Genomic DNA, 24,974 nt, shown 5'->3' with positions numbered 1-24,974 from the left:
CTATTTATTTTTGCTTTTATGCTTTAAATTATCCATTTTTGATAATATTATTAGCATGGAAATTATAGGAATAGCACTTTTTATATTTAGCTTACTCGTGGCGTTTATGATCTATAAATCATGGGCAATGCTGAAGGAGGAAAAAGTAAAATTGCAGGATGAGCTGAACGACCTGCGCATCAGTTATATGAACGAACGCGATAAGGTAGTAAAAGCAGAAGAAAATCTCATCGCACAGCGGGAAAAACAAATAGCGCAGGAACAATACATTGCTGAATTGCAGCAGCGCTTTAAACTGGAATTTGAAAATATAGCCAGCAAGCTGTTGGAAGAAAAATCTGCTAAATTCACTGAACAGAACAGGGCAAGCATGGACATCATCCTCAACCCGTTTAAAGAACACATCAAATCATTTGAAGAAAAAGTAGAGAAGGTATATAAATCTGAATCTGATGAACGAAATGTACTAAAAGGGGTTATCTCCCAATTGATGGACCAGACAAAGCAGATACAGGAAGATGCCAATAACCTGACAAGGGCATTGAAGGGCGACAGTAAAAAACAGGGAAACTGGGGCGAGGTAATACTGGAACGTGTATTGGAACGCTCAGGCCTGGTGAAAGACAGGGAATACCGCATACAAACCAGTTTAAATACTGAACAAGGCAGTAGGGTACAACCTGATGTGATCATAGATCTGCCCGATGATAAGCACATTGTAATTGATGCTAAAGTATCTTTAATTGCCTATGAAAGATTGGTCACTGCAGAAAATGAAGTGGACAGGGATTTATATATAAAACAGCACCTTATTTCTGTTAAGACACATATACAGGGATTGTCCGGTAAAAATTATCATGGGCTGAACCAGTTAAACTCTCCTGATTTTGTATTGCTGTTTATGCCAATAGAATCCTCTTTTGGCATTGCGGTACAGCAGGATGCGGAACTGTTTAACTATGCATGGGACCGGAAGGTAGTGATCGTTAGCCCTTCTACTTTACTGGCAACATTACGTACCATAGCCAGTATCTGGAAACAGGAGCGCCAGAATAGAAATGTACTGGAAATAGCCCGTTTAAGCGGTACGATGTATGATAAATTTGTAGGTTTTCTGACTGATATGGAAAGCATAGGGCGCAACATTAAGCAAAGCCAGGATGCTTATGATAAGGCGTTAAATAAACTATCTTCGGGGGCAGGAAATCTTTCCAATACTTCAGAAAAGATTAAGAAATTAGGTGCCAAAGCTACCAGGCAGATTGACACCAAGTTTCTAGACCAGCAAGGGATATAATACGTTAACTGTATTTCGTCATTTGTAAATACACCTCGTCTGCTCTCTGCATTAGAGCGGACGAGGTGTATCATGACACGACGGTGTCTACTGATAACGATTGTCTTACCTGTCAATCGACCCCATTACTTTTTGTCCGAATGCATTTAATGCATCTTTCTCCAAAACGCCCGATTGAACACTTGCATGCACTTCAAGCGCACCGCAAATATTGGTGATCAGTTCGCCTGCTACGTCAACCTCTGCTTCGCTTACGCCCCTGAATTCACAGAAAGCTTCAAGAACCTCCAGGGTAGTTTCCAGCTGCTCCGGGGTATTGTTTTGGAAGAACTGTCTGATTACTGGTATCTTCATTATTTTATTTTTTCAAATAATTCATTCAACACTTCTGCTTTGTTGGTCTGCACCTGATCTACCAAAGCGCCGCCTTCAAAAGCGGCAAAAGTTGGTAAATTATCAACATTTGCAAGTTTACGTGAACCTGGAAGCTTTTCAGCATCCACAATTAAGAATGCCACGTCCTCGTTCTCAGCCGCCAGTTTCTTGAACTTTGGCTTCATGATCCTGCAGTTTCCACACCAGGATGCTGCGTACTGAACCATTACTTTGTTGTTTTCAGCAACATATTGTTGAAGATTATCTTCTGTTAATTCTAAAAACATACTTTGGATGATTAGTTGGCGCTTAGATATTCTGCAACGCCGGTCCTGTTAGCATTCATTGCTTCTTTTCCTTCTTCCCAGTTTGCCGGACAAACTTCGCCATGCTTTTGAACATGCGCATAAGCATCAATTAAGCGAAGGTATTCTTTCACATTTCTGCCTACCGGCATATCGTTCACACTTTCATGAAAAACTTTACCAGTTTCATCAATCAGGTAAGTAGCCCTGAAGGTTACATTCGAACCTGAGAATACTTCTTCACCTGCTTCGTTATATTCCACGTCCTGCTCTACAATACCTAAAATATTAGACAGGTGTCTGTGCGTATCTGCCAAAATCGGATAGGTCACGCCTTCAATACCGCCATTGTCTTTTGGTGTATTTAACCAGGCAAAATGAACTTCATTGGTATCGCATGATGCGCCGATTACGATGGTATTTCTTTTTTCAAAATCCGGCAATGCTGCCTGAAATGCATGTAATTCAGTAGGGCAAACAAAAGTAAAATCTTTTGGATACCAGAATAACAATACTTTGCTTTGTTTGCTTACTGCCTCTTCAAATACATTGATCTTCAAATCGTCACCCATTTCTGACATTGCATCAATGCTTACACTTGGGAATTTTTTACCTACTATTGCCATAATTATACGTCGTGCTTATTTTTTATTCTGCCGCAAAGGTACGGCGATCAGCACTCAAAAGCAACGGATTTCCAATAATAGCAAATACTTAATATTGATAGCCATATAGACAAATACTATAGGAAGGTGCCAGGTCAGTAGTTTTTATCTATTTTACCTCATCACCCTTCCGGTCTTATCAATGGTGACATTAAAGGGTTGTAAATAATCACTTACAAGCACAGCAAATTCCCTGCGGCTGATCGACTTAGCAGGATCAAAATCATCTTTAAACCCATACACCTTTTTCCATTTCTTCTTAACTTCCTCTGTAGTATTTTCAAGCGACTTTCCCTTTACATAGCAGATAAGTGCCAGGGTAGATCCCGTTGTCATGTCTGGCTGCTTATAATCGTCAAACCAGATCTGTGCTTTATAATAATATTCTTTGATGGGTTCCTTTACTTCATCGGTTGTCACTGTTTTTTCTGGATTAAAATTCAATGATCCGTTGGAGAGTGCACCTTTTAAAACACCCGACAAACCAATAAACTGGATCGACTTCCAGTTGCTGTCCAGCTCGCTGATATCGGCAAATGGCACCAGCGAAAGCTTGTACTTGATCAGCTCGCCCTGCAGCTCCTTAAGGTTTGTCTCTGAAGTTTTCTTTTTAAAGAACGCTGCATAGCCCGCAGTTGCGCCTGCCGCCTGTCCGGCCAACAGACTTTCTTGCTGAGGATTTAGCATGACCAGGTTCTCCTGTTCAGGTACAAGCAAGGCGTCTGTATAAATGACATTGGCGGTAACGTTATTCAAAGGCAATCCGGCGCCTATACTTGTTCTGTAAGCAGTTTGCTCATACCCAAAAGGAACCCATTGGTTTTTTTTGGCTTCCAGCATCAGCACGGTGCTGACTCTCCCTGTACGGTCGGCATTGACCAGTACCCTGGCTTTGATCTTTCTTCCATCGTTCAACTCCAGACTCCAGCCACTGCCGGAACGCTTTAGCTTTGACCAGTAAGCGCTTCTGATTACGGTGAGCTTGTCTGTACTGTCCGTCCAGTTCTTTAACAAAAGCTCCTGCCCTGCCTGCTTGCCTGCCGTTTTCTTAAGGTATTCTGCCTCCAGTCCGGAGTGCAGGCTTGCGCCTGGTTGAGCCAGTTCAAAGCCTGCCTCCTGCATCAGTATAGTGGTTTTCACCCCAGATACCGCAGCCTGCATTCCCGCGCCCAACGCGTTGCTGCCATTGCCGATCACCAGTATATCTGTTTTAATTGTCTGGCCATTTACCGCCAGTGCAAACAATGCAGAAACCAAAAGAATAAAAAATCCTCTTTTCATTTTGTATATATTTATAGATGCAATATCCTCTAATTACTGCTATTTACGATATAAAAGCAGTTAAGGATAAGCAATTTAACTTATTTTAACAAAACAAGATTCTCGATCACAGCATATGCAACACATTGATTCCGTTTTTGAAGCTCAGCAAGCATATAAATATACGCTTAGAACGAGTAATGCAGCCCAAAGAATTAATAAATTAAAAGCTTTGAAAGCCTGCATCGAGGAAAATGAAAGCATGATCTATCAGGCATTGCAGCAAGATCTGCGAAAAAGTGTGTTTGAAGCTGCTGCAACTGAAGTAATCTTCATCTATGCAGAAATCGGCTTTGCCATAAAAAACCTTTCTGCCTGGATGAAACCTGTGAGTGTGAGGAGCTCAATGAGCAATCTAATGGCCAAAAACAGGATATATCTGGAGCCTAAAGGTGTTTGCCTCATCATAGCACCCTGGAATTATCCCTTTCAGCTGCTGATGAGCCCACTGGTATCTGCCATTGCAGCTGGAAATTGTGCTATGCTAAAGCCATCGGAACTCAGCCCTTCGGTAAGTGCCGTCATCACTAAGCTGATCTCCTCCTGTTTTGAAGAAAAGGAGATCTGCTGTATTGAAGGAGATGCCACCCTTGCTAAGGAATTGCTGAAGCTACCTTTTGACCATATCTTTTTTACGGGCAGCACCGCAATTGGGAAAATAGTAATGGAGGCTGCGGCCAAAAACCTGAGTTCGGTAACACTGGAACTGGGCGGAAAATCACCGGTGGTAATAGACACTACGGCCGACCTGAAGAAAGCCGCCAAAAAGATCGCCTGGGGCAAACTGATCAATGCAGGGCAGACGTGTATAGCGCCAGACTATATCTTACTTCCTAAAGCGTCTGAAGCCGCTTTTATCGATTATTATAAAGCAGAAGTGGAGCTGCTGTTTTTTAAAGACAAAGCCCCCGACCCCGCTGTATATGTTAAAATAATCAACGCGCATCATTTCAACCGCATCGGCAACTTAATGGACGATGCCATACGGAAAGGTGCCGTCCTGTCATTTGGCGGAGAAACTGACCCGCAGACAATGACCGTCAATCCTGCTGTCCTTGCCAATGTACCGGACGATGCCGCGGTGATGCAGGAGGAGATCTTTGGCCCGGTCCTGCCAATCATCACCTACCTTGATATAACGGATGCCATCCAAAAAATCAATCAAAAAGAAAAGCCTCTGGCACTGTATATTTTCAGCAATGACAATGGCAATATCCATCAGATCATTAAAAACACCAGTTCAGGAGGAGCCTGCGTCAATGATGTGCTGATCCATATTGCCAATCCAAGACTACCCTTTGGAGGAACGAATGCAAGCGGAATGGGCAGTTGCCACGGACAATTCGGCTTTAAAGCCTTCTCTCATGAACGCACCGTGCTTTTCCAGTCAAAGCTGGACTTTACCAGCCTGATCTATCCACCATACAAAGAAAAGAGCTGGATGCTGAAATGGCTAAAAAAATTATTGTAACATTAACCGACCTTCACAGAGGTCATGGTGAGTGAGCCGCCTAGCGCCTTGTCATTAAACAATGATACAGGCTCATTGTCATTCTTCAGTCCCAGCGTATACATCAGCGGCAGGTAATGCTCTGGTGTAGGGATCGCCAGCATGGCTTCTTTGCCTAGGCTTTGAAAATCTATCAGTGGCCGGTGTTCATTATTGAGGATCAGGCTCTTGAACTGATCATTCATTTGCAGGGCCCAGTCATAGCCACCGCCATCCATCATTCTCCAGTCCACCATCCTTAAATTGTGCACCATATTTCCACTGCCCAAGATGAGTACGCCTTTACGGCGCAATAGCGAGAGTTCGCCAGCGAGGTCATAATGATAACGGGCATCTTTGGTGTAATCTATGCTAAGCTGCAAAACGGGGATGCTGGCATCGGGATACATATGCCTCACTACTGTCCAGGCACCATGGTCCAGGCCCCAGTCGTGATCCAGTCCCACATTGGCGCTGGTGAGCAGTCCTGCTGTTTCTGCGGCAAGGTCAGCGCTGCCCGGAGCAGGATATACTACTTCAAAAAGCTCCTGAGGAAAGCCGCCAAAGTCATGAATAGTTTGAGGAAAATCCATCGCAGTAATGTGCGTACCTTTAGTAAACCAGTGCGCAGATACCACCAATACCGCTGCGGGCTGCGGAATGTCTTTCGCGATGGCCGTCCAGGTAGCGCTAAACTCATTGTCTTCAATTCCGTTCATGGGCGAACCATGTCCGACAAACAGCACGGGCATCGTATAGTCGCGCAATGGTAACGCGCTGCTAAATGATTTGAAAGAAGATAAACCAGTCATGAGAATAGGATTGAATAGGGGTTTTCCTCACACGACACACACCTGATTCACACTTTATTCACAAAAAGGTACCCAAATGTGGGTTTGGTGTGAACAAGGTGTGAACTAGGTGTGATTCAGCATTAAGGGCAATTGCACTTTTACCTTACTTATTTAGCTTGAGTAAACTCCAGGTTTAGTGTGATTTTCACATCTTTACCAATACCGGCACCGGTTGGATCATACTTGATGTTGTAATCTAACCTGTTGATGGTTGTTGTAGCAGAAAATCCAGCCTTGGTAGCTCCTTGTGCAGTTGCAGTTCCTCCATATACTACATTAAATTTTACATCTTTTGTGACATCACGGATGGTCAGTTTTCCGCTAAGCTCATAATTGTTCTGATCCAGTTTTTTGAAGCCTGTACTCGCAAAAGTCATTGCCGGATAAGTTTCAGCATTGAAAAAGTCGTCCGATTTAAGGTGCTTGTCTCTTTGCGCTACAGTAGTGCTGATGCTGTTTACATCTACTGTAAAGTTGATTTTTGCATCTGTCAGGTCAGCTTTGGCTGCGGTAACTGTACCGTCAAACTTCTGGAAGATCCCGTCTACAAAGGAAATCCCCATGTGTCTGACAGAGAAGTTTACGAATGAATGTGCCGGATCTACCGTCCACTTTGTTTGTGCAAATGATGCAGCGCTGATGGAAACAGCTACCAGAAATAAGAATACTCTTTTCATAATTATTAATTTTTAGTGTAAGTGCATATTTATTAAAATACAAAGTTACAGTGACATCCGCAGATGTACATTGATGTATGATAAGAAAGGTACGCTATTTCAATACATTAAAAAAATTAAACTCTACCCTGGCCAGGTACATGTTTTTAAAGTATCTGTTTTCCATGTTGCCGCTTAGTTCAAACCTGTAGCCCAGATCAAGCCTTGTTCTGCTGTTCAGCACTACCTGTACGGCAGGGGCAAGGTCTATGTAATTGTGTCCGCTGGCAGGATTTGTTTTGCCCAGCACCTCTACATAGAAATTAAGGTTGGGCTGGTTATAGTCTTTGTACTTAAATGGCAGCAGCAGGTAGCCTGAAGAAAGGCTATAGCCCAGCATCTGGTCTGACTGAAACCCATGATTTCCATCTCTTTCAGGCAGCACTTTAGCATAGCTAAATGTGGCGGAAAGCGCCAGTTTATGAATCAGTTGCGTGAAGATCAATCCGCCCTGTAGGCCGCTATTGTCGCCCTCCAGGTTTACATCTTCAGTATGTGCCGCCCTGTTGCTCTTGCTATACCTGGCAAAAGCCGCAGCACGGAAATGGCTTTTGACATCATCTATCGATAAAAACCGGTATTTGGCATAGACACTGCCCCCCTCAAACTGGTACCGCCCGTCCATATCTGAGAAGAAGCCCTGCACATGTGCCATCAGGTTTTTATTGATGCCAAACATGACTTCAGGCATTGTCCTGCTGTTAAAATCAGGGCTAAACTGTCCTTCGTTGGTCAACCTCAGGCCGATAGACTTGGCCGGCATATTACTGGCCGGTTCTGTAAAGACGTAAAGCTCCTGGGAGTTGACCGTACCAGCAAACAATACCAGTACAGTCAATATGTTAAAGAAGTTCATTCTGGGCTAGATAGACACGTGATATACCCTGGTCCTTTTGCCATTGATAAGCTCATAGCCGGAGGTATAGCTGTCTGCAGCTACCTGAGCAGCTTTTTTCTTAAATGCCGGGCCGGAAATAAAGTTCTTGTCTACCACACTTACCTTAACATTGCCATTCAGCACCTTGCTTTTTGCGTTGAGGAACTTATAAGCATTCGGGCCGGCTACAGCAAGGCCATCTTCATTTACGTTGGTGTTATTAAAGTTAATCACGGCTACTAAGTTGCCAATTGAAAAACCTGCGTCCTGAACTTTCTTTTTGATCAGGTCCATATTGACCGGCTTTTGGTCTTTAAATTCGATCATAAAAGTATTCTTATTGAGATCAGGTTTAATGGACTCAATAAAGTCGAGTGTTTTGAGGGATTTCTCGGTAGCCTGAGAACACATAGAGCAGGTCAGGCCTGTCACCTGTAGTTCTGCGGATGAAATTTGCTGCGCCGAAACAGTGCCGGCAATAAAAAGAAGGGTGGCTATACTAAAGATTTTAATCGTTTTCATGTGAATTTTTTTACTAATAAATTTTAAACCAATACAGTCCATCAAAATGGCCTGTTGAGTGCTAATTAATCTATTAACGGTCTAATTCCTGAAAACGCAGTGGAGAATATGAAGGGAGATAATGGATGATAGCGGTGGTGCCTTGTTGACATTACCTCCAGTGGTATTTGGTAAAATGACCTTGAAAAGTTCAGAAACCACAGGGCCGAAAAACAGCTCAATGCTAAAATCCTGGGGCAGGCTAACTTTGGTTTCGCCTTTATGGTTGTCCTTAATTTTGGCTTTTACAGCGGTGTCCTGGCAGCATTTTTTGCTTTTAGCATATTTGCTTTCGCTGTTGCACGCACCGCAGCCCGCGGTTTTTTTGAAACTTACTTCGGCAAGTTTGCCGCTGCAAAAATGCATGTTCATAGCCACCCCGATCACGCTGATCAGGTAAAAGGCACATAGGGCCATTGCTATTTTCTGCTGCAGTTTCATTTTATATTACCTTAACGCCGGAAGCTCCATTATAGGGTGCCTCCCAATTAATTATACAAAAGTATAAAATAAAAGCCGCAATGCAGCTTCCGCCTGTATGGGTAAAGTAAAAAAATTGCTCCGGGCTTCATTCTTATAATCCGGATTGCATTAACTTAGCACAAGATTTATTTGAAATGAAGAAAATACTTGCCTTTATACTTTGTCTGTGGGCTTTCACTGCGACTGCAGCCAAACCTAGGCATCAATATGTAAAGCTGGAGACAGGCATGGGTACCTGCATCATCAAACTGTATAATGAAACCCCGCTGCACAGGGACAACTTCATCAAGCTTGTGAAAAAACATGTCTTTGATGGCACGTTGTTTCACCGGGTAATCAGCAATTTTATGATCCAGGGAGGAGATCCTGATTCTAAAAATGCCATGCCGGGCGCAATGCTTGGCGAAGGGGACCTGGGATATACGGTACCCGCCGAGTTCAGGGACAGCCTGTTTCATAAAAAAGGTGTGCTGGCTGCGGCCCGCGACGACAATCCTGAAAAAGCATCCAGCGCAAGCCAGTTTTACCTGGTACAGGGTAAAAAGTTTACCGACGAGCAGCTAAACTCGGTTGAGACCAACCGCCTGAAAGCTAAGATCCCTGACTGGCAACGAGCGATCTATAAGTCCATCGGCGGAACGCCACACCTGGACAGAACTTATACCGTATATGGAGAAGTGGTAAAGGGCCTGGAGATGGTAGACAGCATAGCCGTCACACCTATTGGCGCAAATGACCGGCCTGTTACGGATATAAAAATGACCGTTACCGTATTGAAACGGAGGGAAGCAAGGCGACTGGAAAAAGAACTGAAAAAATTAAGCTTAATCACAAAATTATAACCCGATGAAAATCATCTCATACAATGTAAACGGTATCCGCTCTGCGTCTACAAAGAACTTTTTTGGCTGGCTGCAGGCTACAGATGCAGATATGGTATGCCTGCAGGAGGTAAAAGCATTGCCCTCACAGATTCCGGAGATCATTGCTTTAATTGAACAGCTCGGGTATCACCATTATTGGTTTCCTGCTGAAAAAAAAGGGTATAGCGGAGTGGCTATCCTGACCAGGGTAAAGCCAAACCATGTGGAATATGGATGCGGGGAAGAATGGATAGATCAAGAAGGAAGGATTCTGAGGGCAGACTTTGACACCTTTTCTTTGATGAGCCTGTATATGCCTTCCGGATCAAGCGGCGATGAAAGACAGGTTAAAAAGTATGAATTCATGCGTTTCTTTGACGGCTATATTGGCGGCCTTCGCAAGGAAATCCCCAACCTGATCATTTCAGGCGATTACAACATCTGCCATACGGCCATAGACATACACAATCCTAAGTCCAATGCCAATTCATCAGGCTTTCTGCCGGAAGAAAGGGAATGGATGGAATTGTTTTTAAGCAATGGTTTTATTGATACCTTCAGACATTTCAATAAAGATCCGCACCATTATACCTGGTGGAGCTTCAGGGCCAATTCGAGGGCCAAGAACCTGGGCTGGCGCATCGACTACCACCTGGCTACAGCGCCTATGCTGGACAGGCTGAAAAAAGTGACGATCTTGCCGGATGCGATCCATTCAGATCATTGCCCGGTGCTGTTAGAATTAAACGTGTAATGATGTCTGAACTGCTGATCACTCACATAGGCACTTTAACTGGCCTGCATCCTACAGGCACTACTGTGCTCAGGGGCTTGTCGATGGCCAGTTTACCACAGATGGAAAATGCCTGGTTGCTATGCAGGGATGGAGTGATTTCAGCGTATGGTAGCATGGAGGATTTGCCCGGGGGCCATGCTGCTTTCCCGGTTTTATCTGCCAAAGGGGGCTTTGTTTTCCCTTGCTGGTGTGATTCTCACACGCACCTTGTTTTTGCGGCCTCAAGGGAAGAGGAATTTGTGATGAAGATTCAGGGCAAAAGCTACGAAGACATTGCCGCAGCGGGAGGAGGTATTCTGAATTCTGCTGCAAAACTTCAGGATACTTCAGAAGAAGCGCTTTATGAAAGTGCTTCGGCCCGGCTTCAGGACATGATCAGACAGGGAACAGGGGCTGTGGAAATAAAAAGCGGCTACGGTCTGACCCCTGACAGTGAATTAAAGATGCTGCGGGTGATCCGGAGGATTAAAGAAACATTTCCCATCCCTGTCAAGGCTACACTGCTTGCCGCGCATGCTTATCCGCTTGCATTCCGGAATAACCATGAAGGCTATATCAGGCAGATCATTGATGAAATACTGCCTGCGGTGGCGGGCGAGGGGCTGGCAGATTACATAGATGCATTTTGTGAACAGGGCTTCTTTTCTGTCGGGGAAACTGACAGGATTTTGTCGGCTGGAGCAAAACATGGGCTAAGGCCAAAAATACATGTCAATCAGCTTTCTATTTCAGGAGGGGTTCAGGCAGGTGTAAAACACAAGGCGTTATCTGTGGACCACCTGGAGCTGACCGACCTGGAGGCCATCAACTCATTAAGCAATAGCAGTACCATTGCCACATTGCTCCCTTCCTGCTCGTTATACCTGGATATACCCTACGCCAATGCCAGGGGACTGATGCAGGCTGATGTACCGGTGGCGATCGCTACAGATTACAATCCTGGCTCCACACCGTCGGGCAATATGAACCTGGTGGTATCACTGGCTTGTATAAAACTTAAAATGCTGCCTGAAGAAGCCATCAATGCCGCGACATTAAACGGTGCCGCCGCGATGGGTTTAAGTGAGGAACTGGGCAGCATTGGCGTCGGTAAACGGGCCAATTTATTGATCACCAGGCCCATGCCTTCTCTGGCCTATCTACCTTATAGCTTCGGGCAGTCTCAGGTCAGCACAGTCATCATCAACGGAAAAGTATTTTGATGGAAGGCTTAAAGATTTATAGTGAAGCCGGTATTTTAGCCTTAACCAAAGTCAGGGAGGGAGAAATTAAACTCGGGCAAAAGGTGCGGTTTGTTGAAAGCCTGGAGGACCTGCTTGCTTCAACGGCAAAATTTGTGCTGCTGGGGATTCCAGAGGATATTGGCGTAAGGGCAAACCAAGGCATGGGAGGGGCGGCAACCACCTGGGAGCCTGCACTTAAAGCCTTGCTCAACATTCAAAGCACTCCTTTTTTAGACGGCGAAGAACTGCTTGTCCTGGGGCATTTTGAATTTGCCGATCTGGCTGATTGTCATGATCCCAGGGCAGAGACAGGGAGCGTACAACTTCAACAGAAGGTTTCTGAAATCGATGACATGGTCTTTCCTGTTATCCAAAAGATCGTCGGGGCCGGCAAGGTCCCCATCCTTATAGGCGGTGGCCATAACAACGCTTATCCAATTATAAAGGGCTGTTCAATCGGGTTAAATACCGCTATTGATGTGATTAATATCGACGCCCATGCTGATCTGCGGCCCAGCAATGGTAGGCATAGTGGCAATGGCTTTAGCTATGCCATACAAGATGGCTTCTTAAATCATTATGGTATCTTCGGCCTGCAGCAAAATTATAACAACGAAGCAATTCTGCATACTATTCATTCAAGCGAATACATACACGCCGTGTTCTTTGACGATCTGCTGAAATCCGGTCAGCCGGTGCTTTCAGCATGGACGGGCCTGCTGCAAAAGTTCGATGGCGTAACTGGCCTGGAGCTTGATCTTGATAGCATCGCCAATGTACTGTCAAGCGCCTCCGGCCCTTCAGGCTTTAGTTTAAATGAAATCAGAACACTGATCCTTGCTGCAGAGAAGAAATTCGCCTACCTGCATGTTTGCGAAGGCGCTGTGAACTTAAGCGATGGCAGACAAGATCAAACTACCGCAAAAACGATTGCGTATCTCATTAGTGATTTTATCAAGTCGCAGCAATAAAGACATTTTTTGCCGTCGCTTTGAGCGGGCCAAGCACCCCATCATCCCGGGGGAAGCAACGCGAAGAGGGTCTTTCGAATAAATTCAAAAGACCCATCTCTTACACAGCCTGTGCTGAACTTGTTTCAGTACTTTAACACTTTGATTTCTGTCCTTCTGTTTACCTGATGTGCCTCTTCACTGCAGGCCACCCCATTTTCACAGTTGTTCAATAACTTTGTTTCGCCATATCCTTTTGCTTCCAGCCTGGTGCGGGCTATTCCTTTGCCAACAAGGTAATTTACCGCAGCCTCTGCGCGTTTTTGAGACAATTGCATGTTATACCCATCTTTTCCGCGGCTGTCTGTATGAGAAGAAAGCTCTATGTTTAAGGTCGGGTTTTGGATCATTACATTGAGCACATTGTCGAGAATGCGTGCTGCATCCGATCTGATATTGGACTTATCAAAGTCATAATAGATGTTTTTAAGCACGATCACTGTACCGGCATTCAGGTTGTTGATTCCAAGCTTTAGAGAAACATATAGTGTTTTGCTTCTGTTAAGTCCTTTTGTGGTCACTTCCTCTGTCTGCGAGAATTTTCCTGCCTGATTGGCCACTATGGTATAGGTCGACTGCTGCTCGAGCTGGTATACAAATTTGGCTTCAGTATCAGAGATCTGGCTCATGTTACTGTTGCTGGTCGTATTGGTCAATACAGTACTGATGCCCGGCAATTTTACATTGTCTGATGCACTTACCGTTTCCCCAATCAGGGTAAACCTTGGGTCGTCATGAAAGATCTCCTTATAAATAACCTTTCCGGATTTCTCAAACTCTGCTTCACTGATCAGCACAGGTGCGGCAGCAATCCCATTTTTCACAGCGGTAACCTGATATTGACCCCGCTCTGCCGCAACCAATCTTTCCGCCTCACCATTTGAATTGCTGATAGATACATTGTCGCCACCATTCCTGCTGATGGTCACCGTTACTCCGCTCAATGCCTGGCCTGTTTGTTTATCTTTTACCACTACCAGGATGTCCTTAGGCTGGGCTTGTACTACCGGCGACATGATGTCTTTTGGTTTAGCTACCACCACTTTAGACTTGCCAAAAGTAAATTTAACTCCTACTGCCACGTTAACTGCCTGTACATACGTTTTTTGCACGACCGGCTTTTCCTCAAAATAATCATTAAGATTGGTGATACGGTCGCCCTTTACGGTAAACACATCGGCTGGTGTTAGTGATTTTTTCAAATTATACCCGGTAAGATGAAATTCACTTGAATCACTTCCAAAGCTTTTACCAAAGGACCTCAGATAGTCCCCTTGCACAAATACGCCCCAGTTCCTGTTTATTTTATAAGACATTCTCAGGCCACCTAGCCCCATCCAGGCTTTAGTGATCCGCTTAGGATTGTTGGTATAATAGCTGTCAAACATGCTAACCGGAGGCCCTACAGCCTGATTGATAAATACCGACTGCTTGTACTGGGGAAAGCCCTGAAACATTACCCCTCCACGAAGAAATGCTTCCAGCTCGATCTTACCGAAATCCGACTTATAAGTCGGCCCGATGCTAACAGCAATGTGCTGAAATGAAGGGTGGTTGATGTAGTCGGTCGCGATATAACCGTTGTCAAAAAAAACACTGTCAAACTTTCTGATGTCATGGTTCAGGAAACGTCCGTCTACTCCAATTCCCCATTTATTGCCTTTAAAGTACTGGTCGACGGCCAATCCTCCTACATAGCCATTTTTCGCCCTTCCAGGTATGCCTTTGTAATTTCCCTGAGGCATGCTCAATCCTCCGAATGCTGCGATCTGCAGTTGTCCTTTTTGTACTGGCTTCGGGTTATTTGAAGCAACTTGTGCCCAGCTAAGGCCCGCTATAAGAACCATCGCCAATGTAAATATTAACCTTTTCATAATTTTCTCCTTTCGTTATTTAAAACTCTTTGGAGAGATATCAACAAAGCCTAATATTTGTTACCCCTTTACCTGTTGCTAGTTTATGCGCCTTCGGTTATTACCCATGTTGCTACTTAAAAGTATAGATATTTTCAGGTATAATGCACATGTCCAGTTTAATGTCACTTTCCTGCACATCATCAATGCATTCTGCAGGGGCAAAAAAGGAAAGGCCTATTTTCCTGGTCTTAACACCTTCAAGAAAGCGGTCGTAAAACCCCTTTCCATATCCCACACGGTATCCCTTAAGGTCGAAGGCAAGTAAAGGCACAAGCACCAGATCTATATCTCCGGTGTGAATTACTTCCTTTGCAGGTTCCAGAATGTTATACAGGTTTTTTACCAGGCTATCTTTGCCGGTATATACATGGTGAGTCATCAAAGCGGTATCAAAATCTGCCTTAGGCACAATGATCTTAATATCTGGATGATGGACATTCAGCCAATCGATAAACAGAAAAGTATCCGGTTCCTTCTTATCTTCAATAGGCAAAAACAAATGTACGGTCTTCACATCTGCCAGATCAATTAAAGAAAACTGCCGCAGCAATTCCCTGCTATAAGCGGCTACGTCTGCATCAGACAACATCTTCCTCTGCTCCATTGCAATCTTTCTTAATTCTTTCTTTGTCATCAAAACAAAGATAAACATAACACCCCAATTCCCGAACCAGCCTGCTTTTATGCGCTTTACTTTTGCGCTCAGAGAAAAATCAATGTTGCGCAGAAGAGGCATAGGAAGTTTTGTCCTTCTTCAGGGCAAAAAATTCCAGCCTCAGAAGCGCACATTGATTTTTCCCAACCAGAAAAAAGCTTATAAAAAAAGATGGCTTCGGGAACCACTCCGAAGCCACAATCAACCTAAACCTAAAACTAAACTATGAAAACTCTTACTTTACTCTTTCTACGTATTCGCCGGTACGGGTATCAATCTTAACTTTATCGCCCTGATTGATAAACATCGGCACTTTAATTTCTACTCCTGTCTCTACTGTTGCATATTTCAGTGCATTGGTAGAGGTGTCGCCTTTAACCGCAGGCTCGGAGTAAGTTATTTCTAACTCAACATGTGAAGGTGTCTGTGCCATAATCGGCTCATCGCTTTCAAAAGCAACGATCACATTCATTCCCTCTTTCAAAAACCTGACAGTTTTACCAAACAATAATTTCGGTATGTTAAACTGTTCGTAAGTAGCGTTGTCCATTACTACAAGTGCATCACCATCTTCATACAAATACTGGTAATCACTGGTTTCAACACGGCAAATCTCCACCTCTTCATCTACACGAAACCTGTATTCCACCAGTTTTCCGCTTTTCACGTTCCGCATTCTTGCCTGATAAAAGGCCCGTAAATTTCCTGGTGTACGGTGTAGAAAATCCTCTACTTGTACCAATTCCCCGTTAAAACGAAGGATATTACCACTTTTTACTTCAGATGCTTTTGCCATTTTACTTAGAAATTGTGTCTAAACTATCGACCCTTTTTCGTGCCGCAAAGGTAAAGACTATTTTTTAATTACACAACAGTTATTTTAAAATAATTTTATTTGATCATTACAGCCTATAATAGGCTACTTTTTACTATTGTCAAATATAATTTTTACTTTTTAAAATCTGTGATTTGCACGAAATGGTTACAAAAGGAATACTCAGTTTCCTGATTAGAACCAATGATCACCAGCCGTTCCCTAGTAAAATTTTCCATCATCCCGTGGTACCAGCTGATGCCCTGCTTATCCAGGTTTGAAGTTGGCTCATCTAATATCAATACCGGTGTAGCAGTGCAGCAGGCCAGTGCCAGTTTAGTCCTTTGCTTCATTCCTGAAGAGAAATACTTTAAAGGTTTATCCTGTGATTTGGCTAACCCAAGCAGCTCCATCACCCTTTCCGCGCTATATCCTTCGTAAAGGGCTTTGAATTTATAATGAAAACCGATTGTTTCCTGCAGCGTGAACTCTTCTATCAGGTCCAGGTATGGGGCTGCAAAGCTCATGTATTGATAGATGGCCTCGACGTCGACCTTCTTCTTTTCAAAGTCATACTCAATAGTACCGGCTGATGGCGAAAGCGCACCTAGTATCAGGTTCAGCAAAGTTGATTTTCCCGAACCATTGGGCCCTAGTATGGCGTACTTATTTCCCGGCAGGAACCGGTAATCTATGTTTTTAAATATCCACTCCTGATTAAATCTTCTGCCAATTTTGTCTAAGGTAATCTTCATGAAACTAAAAACTAGCTGCCAGAGCCGAAGCCCTTCATGACACCTCTGTTGGAGTTTCTGATAAAGTCAACGATCTCGTCGCGGATTTCTGTCGGCTTAAATTCAGCTTCGATCATGTCCAGCGCTTTGGTTACATTGTTGTGCTTCACAAAAAGCACCCTGTAAATTTCTTGTATCTCATTGATTTTCTCGGAAGAAAACCCTCTTCTTCTCAATCCCACAGAATTTATTCCTGCGTAAGAAAGCGGCTCACGCGCTGCTTTTACATATGGTGGAACGTCCTTTCTAACCAATGAACCACCTGTTACAAAGGCATGCGCACCTACTTTCACAAACTGATGTATCGCGACTAGTCCTGCCAGCACTACATAATTGCCGATGGTAATGTGGCCCGCCAGTGTGGTACTGTTGGAGAAAATGCAGTAATCGCCTACCTCGCAGTCGTGCGCAATGTGAGAATATGCCTGTATCAGGCAGTTACTTCCGATCACAGTTTTCCATTTATCTTTAGTACCCCTGTTGATCGTCACGCATTCCCTTATTGTGGTATTGTCTCCTATTTCTGCGGTGGTTACTTCGCCCGCAAACTTAAGGTCCTGAGGAACCCCTGATATTACAGAGCCTGGAAATACCCGGCAGTTCTTACCGATCCGGGCACCATCCATAATCACAACATTTGACCCAATCCAGGTTCCTTCCCCAATTTCTACATCTTTATGGATTACTGCAAACGGTTCTATTACTACATTGTCAGCAATTTTTGCCTGTGGATGTATATATGCTAAGGGTTGTATCATGCTGTAGGTTCGCTATCTTTTACTTTTACAATTTGTGCCATCATTTCTGCTTCAACCACCACTTTCCCACCAACCATGCCAACGCCTTTCATTTGCGCTATGCCCCTTCTTATTGGTTCCATCAGGTCACATCTGAAAACGATGGTATCGCCCGGCGATACCTGGGCCCTGAAACGCACGTTGTCTATCTTTAAAAATAAGGTCAGGTAGTTTCTGGGATCTGGAACGGTGCTCAGTACCAGGATTCCTCCGGTCTGGGCCATGGCCTCTATCTGTATTACACCAGGGAAAACCGGTGCCCCGGGAAAATGCCCTTTAAAGAACTCTTCGTTCATTGTCACATTTTTTACCCCCACCACATGCGTTTTAGAAAGTTCCAAGATCTTGTCGATAAACAGGAAGGGTTGCCTGTGCGGCAAAATCTCCATGATCTGTACCACATCGTAAAGCGGCTTTACCGATGGGTCATACACATGCTGTACTTTTTTATTTTTTTCTTTCTTAATGGCTGCTTTAATCTTTTTAGCGAATGCAACGTTCGCTGCATGGCCAGGTCTGGCCGCCATAATATGGCCTTTTAAATGTACACCAACCAATGCAAGGTCACCGATCATGTCCAAAAGTTTATGTCTGGCAGGTTCATTCTGGTACCTCAGTTCCATATTGTTCAGTATACCCTGAGGCGCTACTTCCATTGCCGACCGGTTAAAGATCGTTGCCAGGTGGTCAAGTTCTTCTTTGGTGACTTCTTTATCTACAATCACAATGGCATTGTTCAGATCTCCCCCTTTTATCAGGTTATTCTGTAATTGATATTCGAGCTCATGCAAAAAGCAAAAGGTCCTGCATGAGGCAATTTCCTTTTTAAATTCAGCAATGCTTGATATTCCGGCATGCTGACTGCCCAGCACCGGCGAATTATAATCGATCATGCAGGTAAACCTGTAATCATCAAGCGGCATAGCGACGATCTCCACTTTTCTATCAGGCTCCGTATAGGTGATATTGTGTGGTATCTGAAAATACTCCCTATCTATTTCCTGTTGTTGTACCCCCACGTATTCCAGGGCTTCCAAAAACAAGATGGCACTTCCGTCCATAATCGGGGTTTCCGGACCATCCAGCTTCATCAGCACATTGTCCAGGTCCATGCCTACCAGCGAGGCCATTACATGCTCAACAGTACTTACACTTGCTCCATTTTGAGAAATTGTGGTACCGCGGGCAGTATCTGTAACGTTATCACAGTCTGCATCCACAATAGGGCTTCCCGGCAAATCTGTTCTTTGGAATTTAAACCCATGATTTTCCGGTGCGGGACAAAATGTTAAAGTAACATTTGCTCCGGTATGGAGCCCAACCCCCGTCACAGAAACCTCTGCTTTTATGGTTTTTTGCTTAACGTTCATTATTATTTGGTAATGTTTTGTTCAATTTCTGCCTTATTTTTCACCTGTGTGGCTTCCAATGCTGTTATTCTCTTTTCAATAGAAGGCAGTTGCTTAAATAATACGGAGGCCCTCATCCAGTCTCTCAAAGGCTGGGCAGGGCTACCGTGCCATTGTTTGTTTTCCTCTGTTGTATTAAAATTGATTCCGGCCTGCGCACCTATCTGCGTACCCTTTGCCAACGAAAGGTGACCTGCAATACCGACCTGTCCGCCTACTGTCGATTTCTCTCCCAACTTGGTGCTTCCCGAAATGCCTGTCTGCGCGGCCACAACACTATGTTCACCTACGTCCACATTATGTGCTATCTGGATCAGGTTGTCCAGCTTCACTCCTTTTCTGATAAAAGTAGAGCCCATAGTAGCCCTGTCAATCGAAGTATTAGACCCTATTTCCACGTCATCCTCTATTACGACGTTTCCTATCTGCGCGATTTTTGAATAAGTCCCGTCTTTCTGAGGTGCAAATCCAAATCCGTCACTACCAATTACCGTATTGGCATGGATGATTACACGACTGCCTATCACGGACTTGTTATAGATCTTCACCCCTGGGAATAAGGTAGTATTGTCTCCTATTTTTGTATCTGCGCCAATATATACCTGGGCCATGACCTTACAGTTATTTCCTATTTCTACATTCTCCGAGATATAGGAAAATGCCGCAATAAAAACATTATCACCAATTTTTGCCGAAGGATGGATAAAGCTTGGTTGTTCTATTCCTGTCTGTACATTGGCCAGGTTGACTGCCTCATTATACCTTTCGAGCAATATGGAAAATGCACTATACGGGTCCGTAACGCGGATCAGGGTGCTGCCAATGGGTTGTGAGGGTATGAAATCCTGGCTCACAATTACCACAGAAGCATTTGTGGTATATAAATAGTTTTCATACTTCGGATTAGACAAAAAGCACAAAGATCCGGGCTTCCCGTTCTCTATTTTGGAAAGCTCTCCAACTTGTACGCTTGCGTCTCCCTCAATGGCTCCATTTATAAACTCGCTTATCTGCTTGGCAGTAAATTGCATTTTACAAAGTTATATGTTAAATTGATATGAACAAAAAAACCTACCTAGGTTATCAAATTCGTTCTTAGATTAAGAAATCTAAAAACGTGATTATAAATTAAATATTTTGTTAAATAATGCTAAATAATTCTCAGATAACACAGTATGTGCTTCTTCACTGTTTTGTCTAAAGATTCTAAGTTAGATAAATCTGAGGCTTTTGCAATATCCACGATCATATTGTTTTTCAAAAGGATATTTATATTACTGTTTCCGGCGTTATAAGCTCTGTTGCTGATCACGTCCGTAAATACAAAGTAGGATACTTCTTCTTCTGTCAGCCCCAATACTTTAGCTGTATTTTGTTTTAACATGGCTACACGTCCGGCATCCGGAACGGTATTACTGATCTCTACTTTATATAAATTTCTATCTGTCAGCATCTGACAAAGCAGCGACAGTATTCTGTCACCGTGATTTCTCCATACCTTTACAGAGGCGAATATATCCTGATCATCCAGCTCAGAGAAACGCTGCAGATGCTGGTCATCTGAAAAGAAAACATCCTCTGTAACGTCATTTTTAAGAAAATAATCAAGTGCCGGAGTCGCAAACAGTGTTTCTCCACGCACAGCAAGGTATTTCGCCCGTTTTAAGATCTTCACCAATACCTGCTCTCCAGCTACCACTGTTTTGTGCAGATAAACCTGCCAGTACATCAGCCTTCTCGCTATCAGAAACTTCTCGATCGAATAGATCCCTTTCTCTTCGATTACCAAGTTGTCATCCAGCACATTAAACATCTTAATGATCCTGTCAAAACTGATCACACCCTCACTTACACCGGTAAAAAAGCTGTCACGGTTTAAATAATCCATTCTGTCCAGATCCAGCTGGCTTGATACAAGCTGAGACAGAAAAGACTTTTCATAATTTCCCTTAAAGATATTGATCGCAAGGGTCAGCTTTCCCTCAAACGCTTTGTTGAGCTTTTCCATGATCAGCATAGAGATGTCTTCATGCTTTATCCCGTTTACCAGGGAGTGCTCCAGTGCATGCGAGAAAGGTCCGTGTCCGATGTCATGCAGTAAAATAGCAATTGTGGCAGCTTCTTCTTCCTCTTTGCTGATCGGATGCCCCTTACCTCTCAGCACTTCTATGGCCAGGCTCATCAAGTGCATTGCACCCAATGCGTGGTGAAACCGGGTATGCAAGGCCCCCGGGTATACCAGATGGGTCATTCCCAGTTGTTTGATGTATCTTAGCCGCTGAAAATAGGGGTGAGAGATCAGATCAAATATGATGGCAGACGGGATGCTAATGAAGCCATATACCGGATCATTTATTATTTTCTTTTTGTTCAATCTTTAAAAATAAATTATACGGTACAAAAATTGCTATTTTTATCCATAGTATGAAAAGGAGAGCCTTCTTTTTATAATTTAATTTACATCCTTTATAAAATAACGATGCAGGAAACCAAGATTCTATGGGCCGATGATGAGATTAACTTGTTAAAACCACATATACTTTTACTCAATGAAAAAGGTTACCACGTAACCACCTATACCAATGGAAATGATGCGCTGGAAGCTTTTGGCAAGGAACACTTTGACCTGGTATTTTTGGACGAGAACATGCCGGGACTGAGCGGACTGGAGACACTTACGGCTATTAAAAACATCAGAAATGATGTTCCGGTAGTATTGATCACCAAAAGTGAAGAAGAAAATCTGATGGAGGATGCAATAGGGTCCAAAATTGACGACTACCTTATTAAGCCTGTCAACCCCAAACAAGTACTCCTGACTATAAAAAAGATCGTAGATAATAAACGTCTTGTCAGCGAACGTACCTCTATGGCCTATCAGCAGGATTTTCGCCGTCTGGGCATGACGTTAAATGATAAGCTAAGTTACGAAGAATGGGTTGAAGTTTATAAAAAACTAGTTTTCTGGGAGCTTGAACTTGAAAAACTCGATGATCCGCAGATGCATGAGATCCTGACGATGCAAAAATCTGAGGCCAATATGCAGTTCTCCAAGTTTATTGAAGACCATTACCTCGGCTGGGTGAACGGCAAAGGACAATCGCCCCTTTTGTCTAATGAGCTCCTTAAGAAAAAAGTATTTCCTTTAATAAACAGCACGACACCTGTTTTCTTTATACTGATCGACAACCTGAGGTATGATCAATGGAGGATCATCAATCCCCTTATTTCAGAGCATTTCCGGCTGGACGAGGAAGATACTTATTCCAGCATTTTACCTACGGCAACCCAATATGCCAGAAATGCGATCTTCTCCGGCCTGATGCCGCTAGAAATGGAGAAGCGTTTTCCCGGATTGTGGCAGAATGATGATGATGAGGGAGGCAAGAATATGCATGAAGGAGCTTTCCTGGCCGACCAGATCAAACGCAGCCTGCGCAAGGATTGCAAGTTCAGCTACAATAAGATCCTAACCTACGATGATGGTAAGGCATTAAATGAAACGATCAACAATCTAATGCAAAATGAATTTAACGCCATCGTCTATAATTTTGTCGACATGCTTTCCCATGCCAGGACTGACATGCAGATGATCCGCGAACTGGCCAACGACGATGCCGCTTACCGCTCCCTTACCCTGTCCTGGTTTGAGCACTCTCCTTTGATGGAACTCCTGAAGAAAATTGCGCAGAAGAATGTGAAAGTGATCATCACCACCGACCACGGAACTATCCGGGTAAAGCACCCAAGTAAAGTCATCGGAGACAGAAATACCAACACCAATTTAAGGTATAAACAGGGGCGTAACCTTAATTTTAATGCCAAAGAGGTCTTTCTGATCAAGAACCCTCATGAAGCCCAATTGCCAAAAATTAATATCAGTTCCAATTATATCTTTGCCAAGGAAGACCGTTATTTTGTTTATCAGAACAACTACAACCAGTTTGTAAACTACTACAATGAAACCTTCCAGCACGGGGGTATATCCCTTGAAGAAATGATCATTCCAATCGCTACCTATAGTTCCAGATAACAATGAATATTACCGTAAGCGGCCTTGCCGATCTAGATCAGGCCGCAGTATCCGTTTTAGACTTTGCCGCAGGGGCAAAGTTTTTCATCTTTGAGGGCGACATGGGCGCAGGAAAGACTACTTTTATCAAGTCGCTTTGCCGTGCCCTTGGTGTAAATGAAGTCGTGTCCAGCCCCACTTTTTCTATTGTCAATGAATACCATTCCGAAGAAAAAATCATTTATCACTTTGATTTTTACCGGATAAAATCGATACGGGAAGCATACGACATTGGCTACGAGGAGTATTTCTATTCAGACAATATCTGCCTGATAGAATGGCCGGAAAAAATAGCGGAGCTATTGCCCGAGGAGTATATAAAAGTCAGCATATCAACCATAAGCCCGACGGAGAGATTGCTTTCCATCTCAAAAATATAAAAGAATTATCCCTGCTTTTCCGTTAATTTTTCCTAATTTCAAGCAAAAAAAATATAAACTAAAATGGCTACAGGATTACGTGAAGGCATGGCCTCTATTGCTCAAAAAGGATTGTTACAACCTAAGGAAGCAATGCTCGAAACTAGTAAAAGAAGCAACAGTTTGTATATTGGTATCCCTAAGGAAATCTCATTTCAGGAAAACAGGATTGCACTGACCCCTTTATCAGTTGCCCTGCTGGTAAACAACGGGCACAAAGTAGTTATCGAGACAGGGGCCGGCGTAGGCTCTAACTTTTCCGACAATGACTATAGCGAACAAGGCGCAATCATCTCCTTCAACAAGAAAGATGTTTTTGAGGCGGATGTGCTCGTAAAAATAGCCCCTCCTACACTTGATGAAATCGCCATGATGCGGAAGGGGCAGACCCTCATATCTGCACTGCAAATGGGCGGGCTCAAAGAGGATTACCTGAAGGCAATGCTCAACAAAAAGATCAATGCACTTTGTTTTGAAAACCTTAGAGACGAAGGCAATATCCTCAGCGTAGTAAGGGCCATGAGTGAGATTGTAGGTGCCACTTCCATTTTTATTGCAGCAGAATACCTGAGCAATGTTACCGGAGGCAAAGGCCTGATGCTGGGTGGCTTTACAGGTGTTCCACCTACAGAGATCGTCATATTGGGTGCGGGCACAGTGGGTGAGTACGCGGCCAGAACAGCCCTGGCTTTAGGTGCAGAAGTAAAGGTATTTGACAGCTCGATTTATCGCTTGCGCCGACTTCAAAACAACCTCGGAAGCCGGGTGTTTACCTCCGTTATGCAGCCAATTGTTTTGGGCAAAGCCATTACTACCTGCGATGTAGTAATAGGTGCCATCCGTGCCTCTCATGGCAGAAGTCCATGCATTGTCATGGAAGAAACCGTTGCGAGGATGAAACCTGATTCGGTGGTTATTGATGTAAGCATCGATCAGGGTGGCTGCTTCGAAACATCTGAAGTCACCAACCATATGGACCCCGTATTCAGAAAACATGATGTCATTCATTATTGTGTTCCAAATATTGCCTCCCGTGTACCGAGAACGGCCTCTTATGCATTGACAAACATCTTTACGCCAATTCTTGTCGACATGGGTGATATGGGCGGATTAATGAACGTGGTGTGGAACAAGCCAGGCATCAGGGAAGCATTGTATATTTACCAGGGCCACCTTACCAATCAGGACCTCGCAGCGATGTTTAATCTTCCCTACAAAGACATCGAGCTTTTGGTAGCCGCCAATCAATAGTACACGCAGATCT

The 24,974-nt window shown here is 43.8% G+C and carries 26 protein-coding genes; 9 read left to right on the top strand and 17 right to left on the bottom strand.

What is annotated here, in order from left to right:
• Positions 1-55: 55 nt before the first annotated feature.
• Positions 56-1,297: a DNA recombination protein RmuC gene (locus EZ437_RS03550; RefSeq protein WP_131593311.1), complete on the top strand. Its 1,242-nt coding sequence runs from the start codon at positions 56-58 to the stop codon at positions 1,295-1,297.
• Between the two features lie 105 nt (positions 1,298-1,402).
• On the opposite strand, the gene EZ437_RS03545 is transcribed toward EZ437_RS03550, so the two are convergent.
• From EZ437_RS03545 to EZ437_RS03530, 4 genes are all read right to left on the bottom strand, one after another.
• A complete protein-coding gene (locus EZ437_RS03545; RefSeq protein WP_131593309.1) occupies positions 1,403-1,651 on the bottom strand; it encodes a DUF6952 family protein in 249 nt (82 codons plus the stop codon).
• Positions 1,651-1,959: a thioredoxin family protein gene (locus EZ437_RS03540; RefSeq protein WP_131593307.1), complete on the bottom strand. Its 309-nt coding sequence runs from the start codon at positions 1,957-1,959 to the stop codon at positions 1,651-1,653. Before EZ437_RS03540 ends, EZ437_RS03545 begins: the two co-directional genes overlap by 1 nt.
• 11 nt (positions 1,960-1,970) lie before the next feature.
• A complete protein-coding gene (locus tag EZ437_RS03535) occupies positions 1,971-2,603 on the bottom strand; it encodes a peroxiredoxin (protein WP_131593305.1) in 633 nt (210 codons plus the stop codon).
• A gap of 153 nt (positions 2,604-2,756) precedes the next feature.
• Positions 2,757-3,923: a hypothetical protein gene (locus EZ437_RS03530; protein WP_131593303.1), complete on the bottom strand. Its 1,167-nt coding sequence runs from the start codon at positions 3,921-3,923 to the stop codon at positions 2,757-2,759.
• A gap of 115 nt (positions 3,924-4,038) precedes the next feature.
• Here EZ437_RS03530 and EZ437_RS03525 point away from each other — a divergent pair, with 115 nt between their 5' ends.
• On the top strand, positions 4,039-5,433 hold the full coding sequence (locus tag EZ437_RS03525) for an aldehyde dehydrogenase family protein (RefSeq protein WP_131593301.1): 1,395 nt from the start codon (positions 4,039-4,041) through the stop codon (positions 5,431-5,433).
• Between the two features lie 2 nt (positions 5,434-5,435).
• On the opposite strand, the gene ygiD is transcribed toward EZ437_RS03525, so the two are convergent.
• The 5 genes from ygiD to EZ437_RS03500 form a co-directional block, all read right to left on the bottom strand.
• A complete protein-coding gene (gene ygiD / locus EZ437_RS03520; RefSeq protein ID WP_131593299.1) occupies positions 5,436-6,263 on the bottom strand; it encodes a 4,5-DOPA-extradiol-dioxygenase in 828 nt (275 codons plus the stop codon).
• Positions 6,264-6,412: 149 nt separating this feature from the next.
• Positions 6,413-6,982, bottom strand: coding sequence for a YceI family protein (locus EZ437_RS03515; RefSeq protein WP_131593297.1), 570 nt, complete (start codon positions 6,980-6,982; stop codon positions 6,413-6,415).
• Positions 6,983-7,076: 94 nt separating this feature from the next.
• Positions 7,077-7,877: a hypothetical protein gene (locus EZ437_RS03510; protein WP_131593295.1), complete on the bottom strand. Its 801-nt coding sequence runs from the start codon at positions 7,875-7,877 to the stop codon at positions 7,077-7,079.
• A 6-nt stretch (positions 7,878-7,883) separates the two neighbouring features.
• Positions 7,884-8,420 (bottom strand): heavy-metal-associated domain-containing protein, encoded by a 537-nt coding sequence (locus tag EZ437_RS03505; protein ID WP_165500331.1) that lies wholly within the window; start codon positions 8,418-8,420, stop codon positions 7,884-7,886.
• 81 nt (positions 8,421-8,501) lie between these two features.
• Entirely contained in the window at positions 8,502-8,900 is a 399-nt protein-coding gene (locus EZ437_RS03500) for an HYC_CC_PP family protein (RefSeq protein ID WP_131593291.1), read from the bottom strand.
• 176 nt (positions 8,901-9,076) lie between these two features.
• Here EZ437_RS03500 and EZ437_RS03495 point away from each other — a divergent pair, with 176 nt between their 5' ends.
• From EZ437_RS03495 to EZ437_RS03480, 4 genes are read left to right on the top strand one after another with little or no spacing between them, the layout of a single operon-like run.
• A complete protein-coding gene (locus EZ437_RS03495) occupies positions 9,077-9,784 on the top strand; it encodes a peptidylprolyl isomerase (protein ID WP_131593289.1) in 708 nt (235 codons plus the stop codon).
• Positions 9,785-9,788: 4 nt separating this feature from the next.
• Positions 9,789-10,559, top strand: a complete 771-nt coding sequence (locus tag EZ437_RS03490; RefSeq protein ID WP_131593287.1) for an exodeoxyribonuclease III — start codon at positions 9,789-9,791, stop codon at positions 10,557-10,559.
• Positions 10,559-11,803: an imidazolonepropionase gene (hutI, locus tag EZ437_RS03485; RefSeq protein WP_225869482.1), complete on the top strand. Its 1,245-nt coding sequence runs from the start codon at positions 10,559-10,561 to the stop codon at positions 11,801-11,803. Before EZ437_RS03490 ends, hutI begins: the two co-directional genes overlap by 1 nt.
• Complete coding sequence (locus EZ437_RS03480) at positions 11,803-12,795, top strand: formimidoylglutamase (protein WP_131593285.1); 993 nt, start codon at positions 11,803-11,805, stop codon at positions 12,793-12,795. The genes hutI and EZ437_RS03480 overlap by 1 nt, the downstream gene beginning before the upstream one ends.
• A gap of 125 nt (positions 12,796-12,920) precedes the next feature.
• Here EZ437_RS03480 and EZ437_RS03475 read toward each other — a convergent pair whose 3' ends face one another.
• The 8 genes from EZ437_RS03475 to EZ437_RS03440 form a co-directional block, all read right to left on the bottom strand.
• Positions 12,921-14,708: an OmpA family protein gene (locus EZ437_RS03475; RefSeq protein ID WP_131593283.1), complete on the bottom strand. Its 1,788-nt coding sequence runs from the start codon at positions 14,706-14,708 to the stop codon at positions 12,921-12,923.
• 112 nt (positions 14,709-14,820) lie between these two features.
• A complete protein-coding gene (locus EZ437_RS03470; RefSeq protein ID WP_131593281.1) occupies positions 14,821-15,384 on the bottom strand; it encodes a 5-formyltetrahydrofolate cyclo-ligase in 564 nt (187 codons plus the stop codon).
• A gap of 256 nt (positions 15,385-15,640) precedes the next feature.
• A complete protein-coding gene (gene efp / locus EZ437_RS03465) occupies positions 15,641-16,201 on the bottom strand; it encodes an elongation factor P (RefSeq protein ID WP_131593279.1) in 561 nt (186 codons plus the stop codon).
• Between the two features lie 152 nt (positions 16,202-16,353).
• Entirely contained in the window at positions 16,354-16,974 is a 621-nt protein-coding gene (locus tag EZ437_RS03460) for an ABC transporter ATP-binding protein (protein WP_131593277.1), read from the bottom strand.
• A gap of 11 nt (positions 16,975-16,985) precedes the next feature.
• The gene (lpxA, locus tag EZ437_RS03455) at positions 16,986-17,771 is read right to left on the bottom strand and encodes an acyl-ACP--UDP-N-acetylglucosamine O-acyltransferase (RefSeq protein WP_048908154.1); all 786 of its coding nucleotides are present in this window, start codon (positions 17,769-17,771) and stop codon (positions 16,986-16,988) included.
• Entirely contained in the window at positions 17,768-19,180 is a 1,413-nt protein-coding gene (locus EZ437_RS03450) for a bifunctional UDP-3-O-[3-hydroxymyristoyl] N-acetylglucosamine deacetylase/3-hydroxyacyl-ACP dehydratase (protein ID WP_131593275.1), read from the bottom strand. The genes lpxA and EZ437_RS03450 overlap by 4 nt, the downstream gene beginning before the upstream one ends.
• Before the next feature lie 2 nt (positions 19,181-19,182).
• Positions 19,183-20,250: a UDP-3-O-(3-hydroxymyristoyl)glucosamine N-acyltransferase gene (lpxD, locus tag EZ437_RS03445; RefSeq protein WP_131593272.1), complete on the bottom strand. Its 1,068-nt coding sequence runs from the start codon at positions 20,248-20,250 to the stop codon at positions 19,183-19,185.
• A 119-nt stretch (positions 20,251-20,369) separates the two neighbouring features.
• The gene (locus tag EZ437_RS03440; RefSeq protein WP_131593270.1) at positions 20,370-21,593 is read right to left on the bottom strand and encodes an HD domain-containing protein; all 1,224 of its coding nucleotides are present in this window, start codon (positions 21,591-21,593) and stop codon (positions 20,370-20,372) included.
• 105 nt (positions 21,594-21,698) lie between these two features.
• Here EZ437_RS03440 and porX point away from each other — a divergent pair, with 105 nt between their 5' ends.
• The 3 genes from porX to EZ437_RS03425 all read left to right on the top strand — a co-directional run bounded on the left by porX (position 21,699) and on the right by EZ437_RS03425 (position 24,961).
• Entirely contained in the window at positions 21,699-23,252 is a 1,554-nt protein-coding gene (gene porX / locus EZ437_RS03435; RefSeq protein WP_131593268.1) for a T9SS response regulator signal transducer PorX, read from the top strand.
• Between the two features lie 2 nt (positions 23,253-23,254).
• Complete coding sequence (gene tsaE, locus EZ437_RS03430) at positions 23,255-23,671, top strand: tRNA (adenosine(37)-N6)-threonylcarbamoyltransferase complex ATPase subunit type 1 TsaE (RefSeq protein ID WP_131593266.1); 417 nt, start codon at positions 23,255-23,257, stop codon at positions 23,669-23,671.
• 63 nt (positions 23,672-23,734) lie between these two features.
• Positions 23,735-24,961 (top strand): alanine dehydrogenase, encoded by a 1,227-nt coding sequence (locus tag EZ437_RS03425; protein WP_131593264.1) that lies wholly within the window; start codon positions 23,735-23,737, stop codon positions 24,959-24,961.
• Positions 24,962-24,974: the final 13 nt, after the last annotated feature.

Source organism: Pedobacter psychroterrae, from assembly GCF_004331695.1.
Classification (GTDB): Bacteria; Bacteroidota; Bacteroidia; order Sphingobacteriales; family Sphingobacteriaceae; genus Pedobacter; species Pedobacter psychroterrae.
The sequence above is the reverse complement of the archived record's forward strand: the minus strand, read 5'-3'. Positions and strand labels throughout refer to the sequence as shown.

What these genes read in the sequence shown, in the direction of transcription:
- EZ437_RS03550 (WP_131593311.1), top strand. Translation starts at nt 56, where the DNA reads ATGGAAATTATAGGAATAGCACTTTTTATATTTAGCTTACTCGTGGCG.
- EZ437_RS03545 (WP_131593309.1), bottom strand. Translation starts at nt 1,651, where the DNA reads ATGAAGATACCAGTAATCAGACAGTTCTTCCAAAACAATACCCCGGAG.
- EZ437_RS03540 (WP_131593307.1), bottom strand. Translation starts at nt 1,959, where the DNA reads ATGTTTTTAGAATTAACAGAAGATAATCTTCAACAATATGTTGCTGAA.
- EZ437_RS03535 (WP_131593305.1), bottom strand. Translation starts at nt 2,603, where the DNA reads ATGGCAATAGTAGGTAAAAAATTCCCAAGTGTAAGCATTGATGCAATG.
- EZ437_RS03530 (WP_131593303.1), bottom strand. Translation starts at nt 3,923, where the DNA reads ATGAAAAGAGGATTTTTTATTCTTTTGGTTTCTGCATTGTTTGCACTG.
- EZ437_RS03525 (WP_131593301.1), top strand. Translation starts at nt 4,039, where the DNA reads ATGCAACACATTGATTCCGTTTTTGAAGCTCAGCAAGCATATAAATAT.
- ygiD (WP_131593299.1), bottom strand. Translation starts at nt 6,263, where the DNA reads ATGACTGGTTTATCTTCTTTCAAATCATTTAGCAGCGCGTTACCATTG.
- EZ437_RS03515 (WP_131593297.1), bottom strand. Translation starts at nt 6,982, where the DNA reads ATGAAAAGAGTATTCTTATTTCTGGTAGCTGTTTCCATCAGCGCTGCA.
- EZ437_RS03510 (WP_131593295.1), bottom strand. Translation starts at nt 7,877, where the DNA reads ATGAACTTCTTTAACATATTGACTGTACTGGTATTGTTTGCTGGTACG.
- EZ437_RS03505 (WP_165500331.1), bottom strand. Translation starts at nt 8,420, where the DNA reads ATGAAAACGATTAAAATCTTTAGTATAGCCACCCTTCTTTTTATTGCC.
- EZ437_RS03500 (WP_131593291.1), bottom strand. Translation starts at nt 8,900, where the DNA reads ATGAAACTGCAGCAGAAAATAGCAATGGCCCTATGTGCCTTTTACCTG.
- EZ437_RS03495 (WP_131593289.1), top strand. Translation starts at nt 9,077, where the DNA reads ATGAAGAAAATACTTGCCTTTATACTTTGTCTGTGGGCTTTCACTGCG.
- EZ437_RS03490 (WP_131593287.1), top strand. Translation starts at nt 9,789, where the DNA reads ATGAAAATCATCTCATACAATGTAAACGGTATCCGCTCTGCGTCTACA.
- hutI (WP_225869482.1), top strand. Translation starts at nt 10,559, where the DNA reads ATGATGTCTGAACTGCTGATCACTCACATAGGCACTTTAACTGGCCTG.
- EZ437_RS03480 (WP_131593285.1), top strand. Translation starts at nt 11,803, where the DNA reads ATGGAAGGCTTAAAGATTTATAGTGAAGCCGGTATTTTAGCCTTAACC.
- EZ437_RS03475 (WP_131593283.1), bottom strand. Translation starts at nt 14,708, where the DNA reads ATGAAAAGGTTAATATTTACATTGGCGATGGTTCTTATAGCGGGCCTT.
- EZ437_RS03470 (WP_131593281.1), bottom strand. Translation starts at nt 15,384, where the DNA reads ATGACAAAGAAAGAATTAAGAAAGATTGCAATGGAGCAGAGGAAGATG.
- efp (WP_131593279.1), bottom strand. Translation starts at nt 16,201, where the DNA reads ATGGCAAAAGCATCTGAAGTAAAAAGTGGTAATATCCTTCGTTTTAAC.
- EZ437_RS03460 (WP_131593277.1), bottom strand. Translation starts at nt 16,974, where the DNA reads ATGAAGATTACCTTAGACAAAATTGGCAGAAGATTTAATCAGGAGTGG.
- lpxA (WP_048908154.1), bottom strand. Translation starts at nt 17,771, where the DNA reads ATGATACAACCCTTAGCATATATACATCCACAGGCAAAAATTGCTGAC.
- EZ437_RS03450 (WP_131593275.1), bottom strand. Translation starts at nt 19,180, where the DNA reads ATGAACGTTAAGCAAAAAACCATAAAAGCAGAGGTTTCTGTGACGGGG.
- lpxD (WP_131593272.1), bottom strand. Translation starts at nt 20,250, where the DNA reads ATGCAATTTACTGCCAAGCAGATAAGCGAGTTTATAAATGGAGCCATT.
- porX (WP_131593268.1), top strand. Translation starts at nt 21,699, where the DNA reads ATGCAGGAAACCAAGATTCTATGGGCCGATGATGAGATTAACTTGTTA.
- tsaE (WP_131593266.1), top strand. Translation starts at nt 23,255, where the DNA reads ATGAATATTACCGTAAGCGGCCTTGCCGATCTAGATCAGGCCGCAGTA.
- EZ437_RS03425 (WP_131593264.1), top strand. Translation starts at nt 23,735, where the DNA reads ATGGCTACAGGATTACGTGAAGGCATGGCCTCTATTGCTCAAAAAGGA.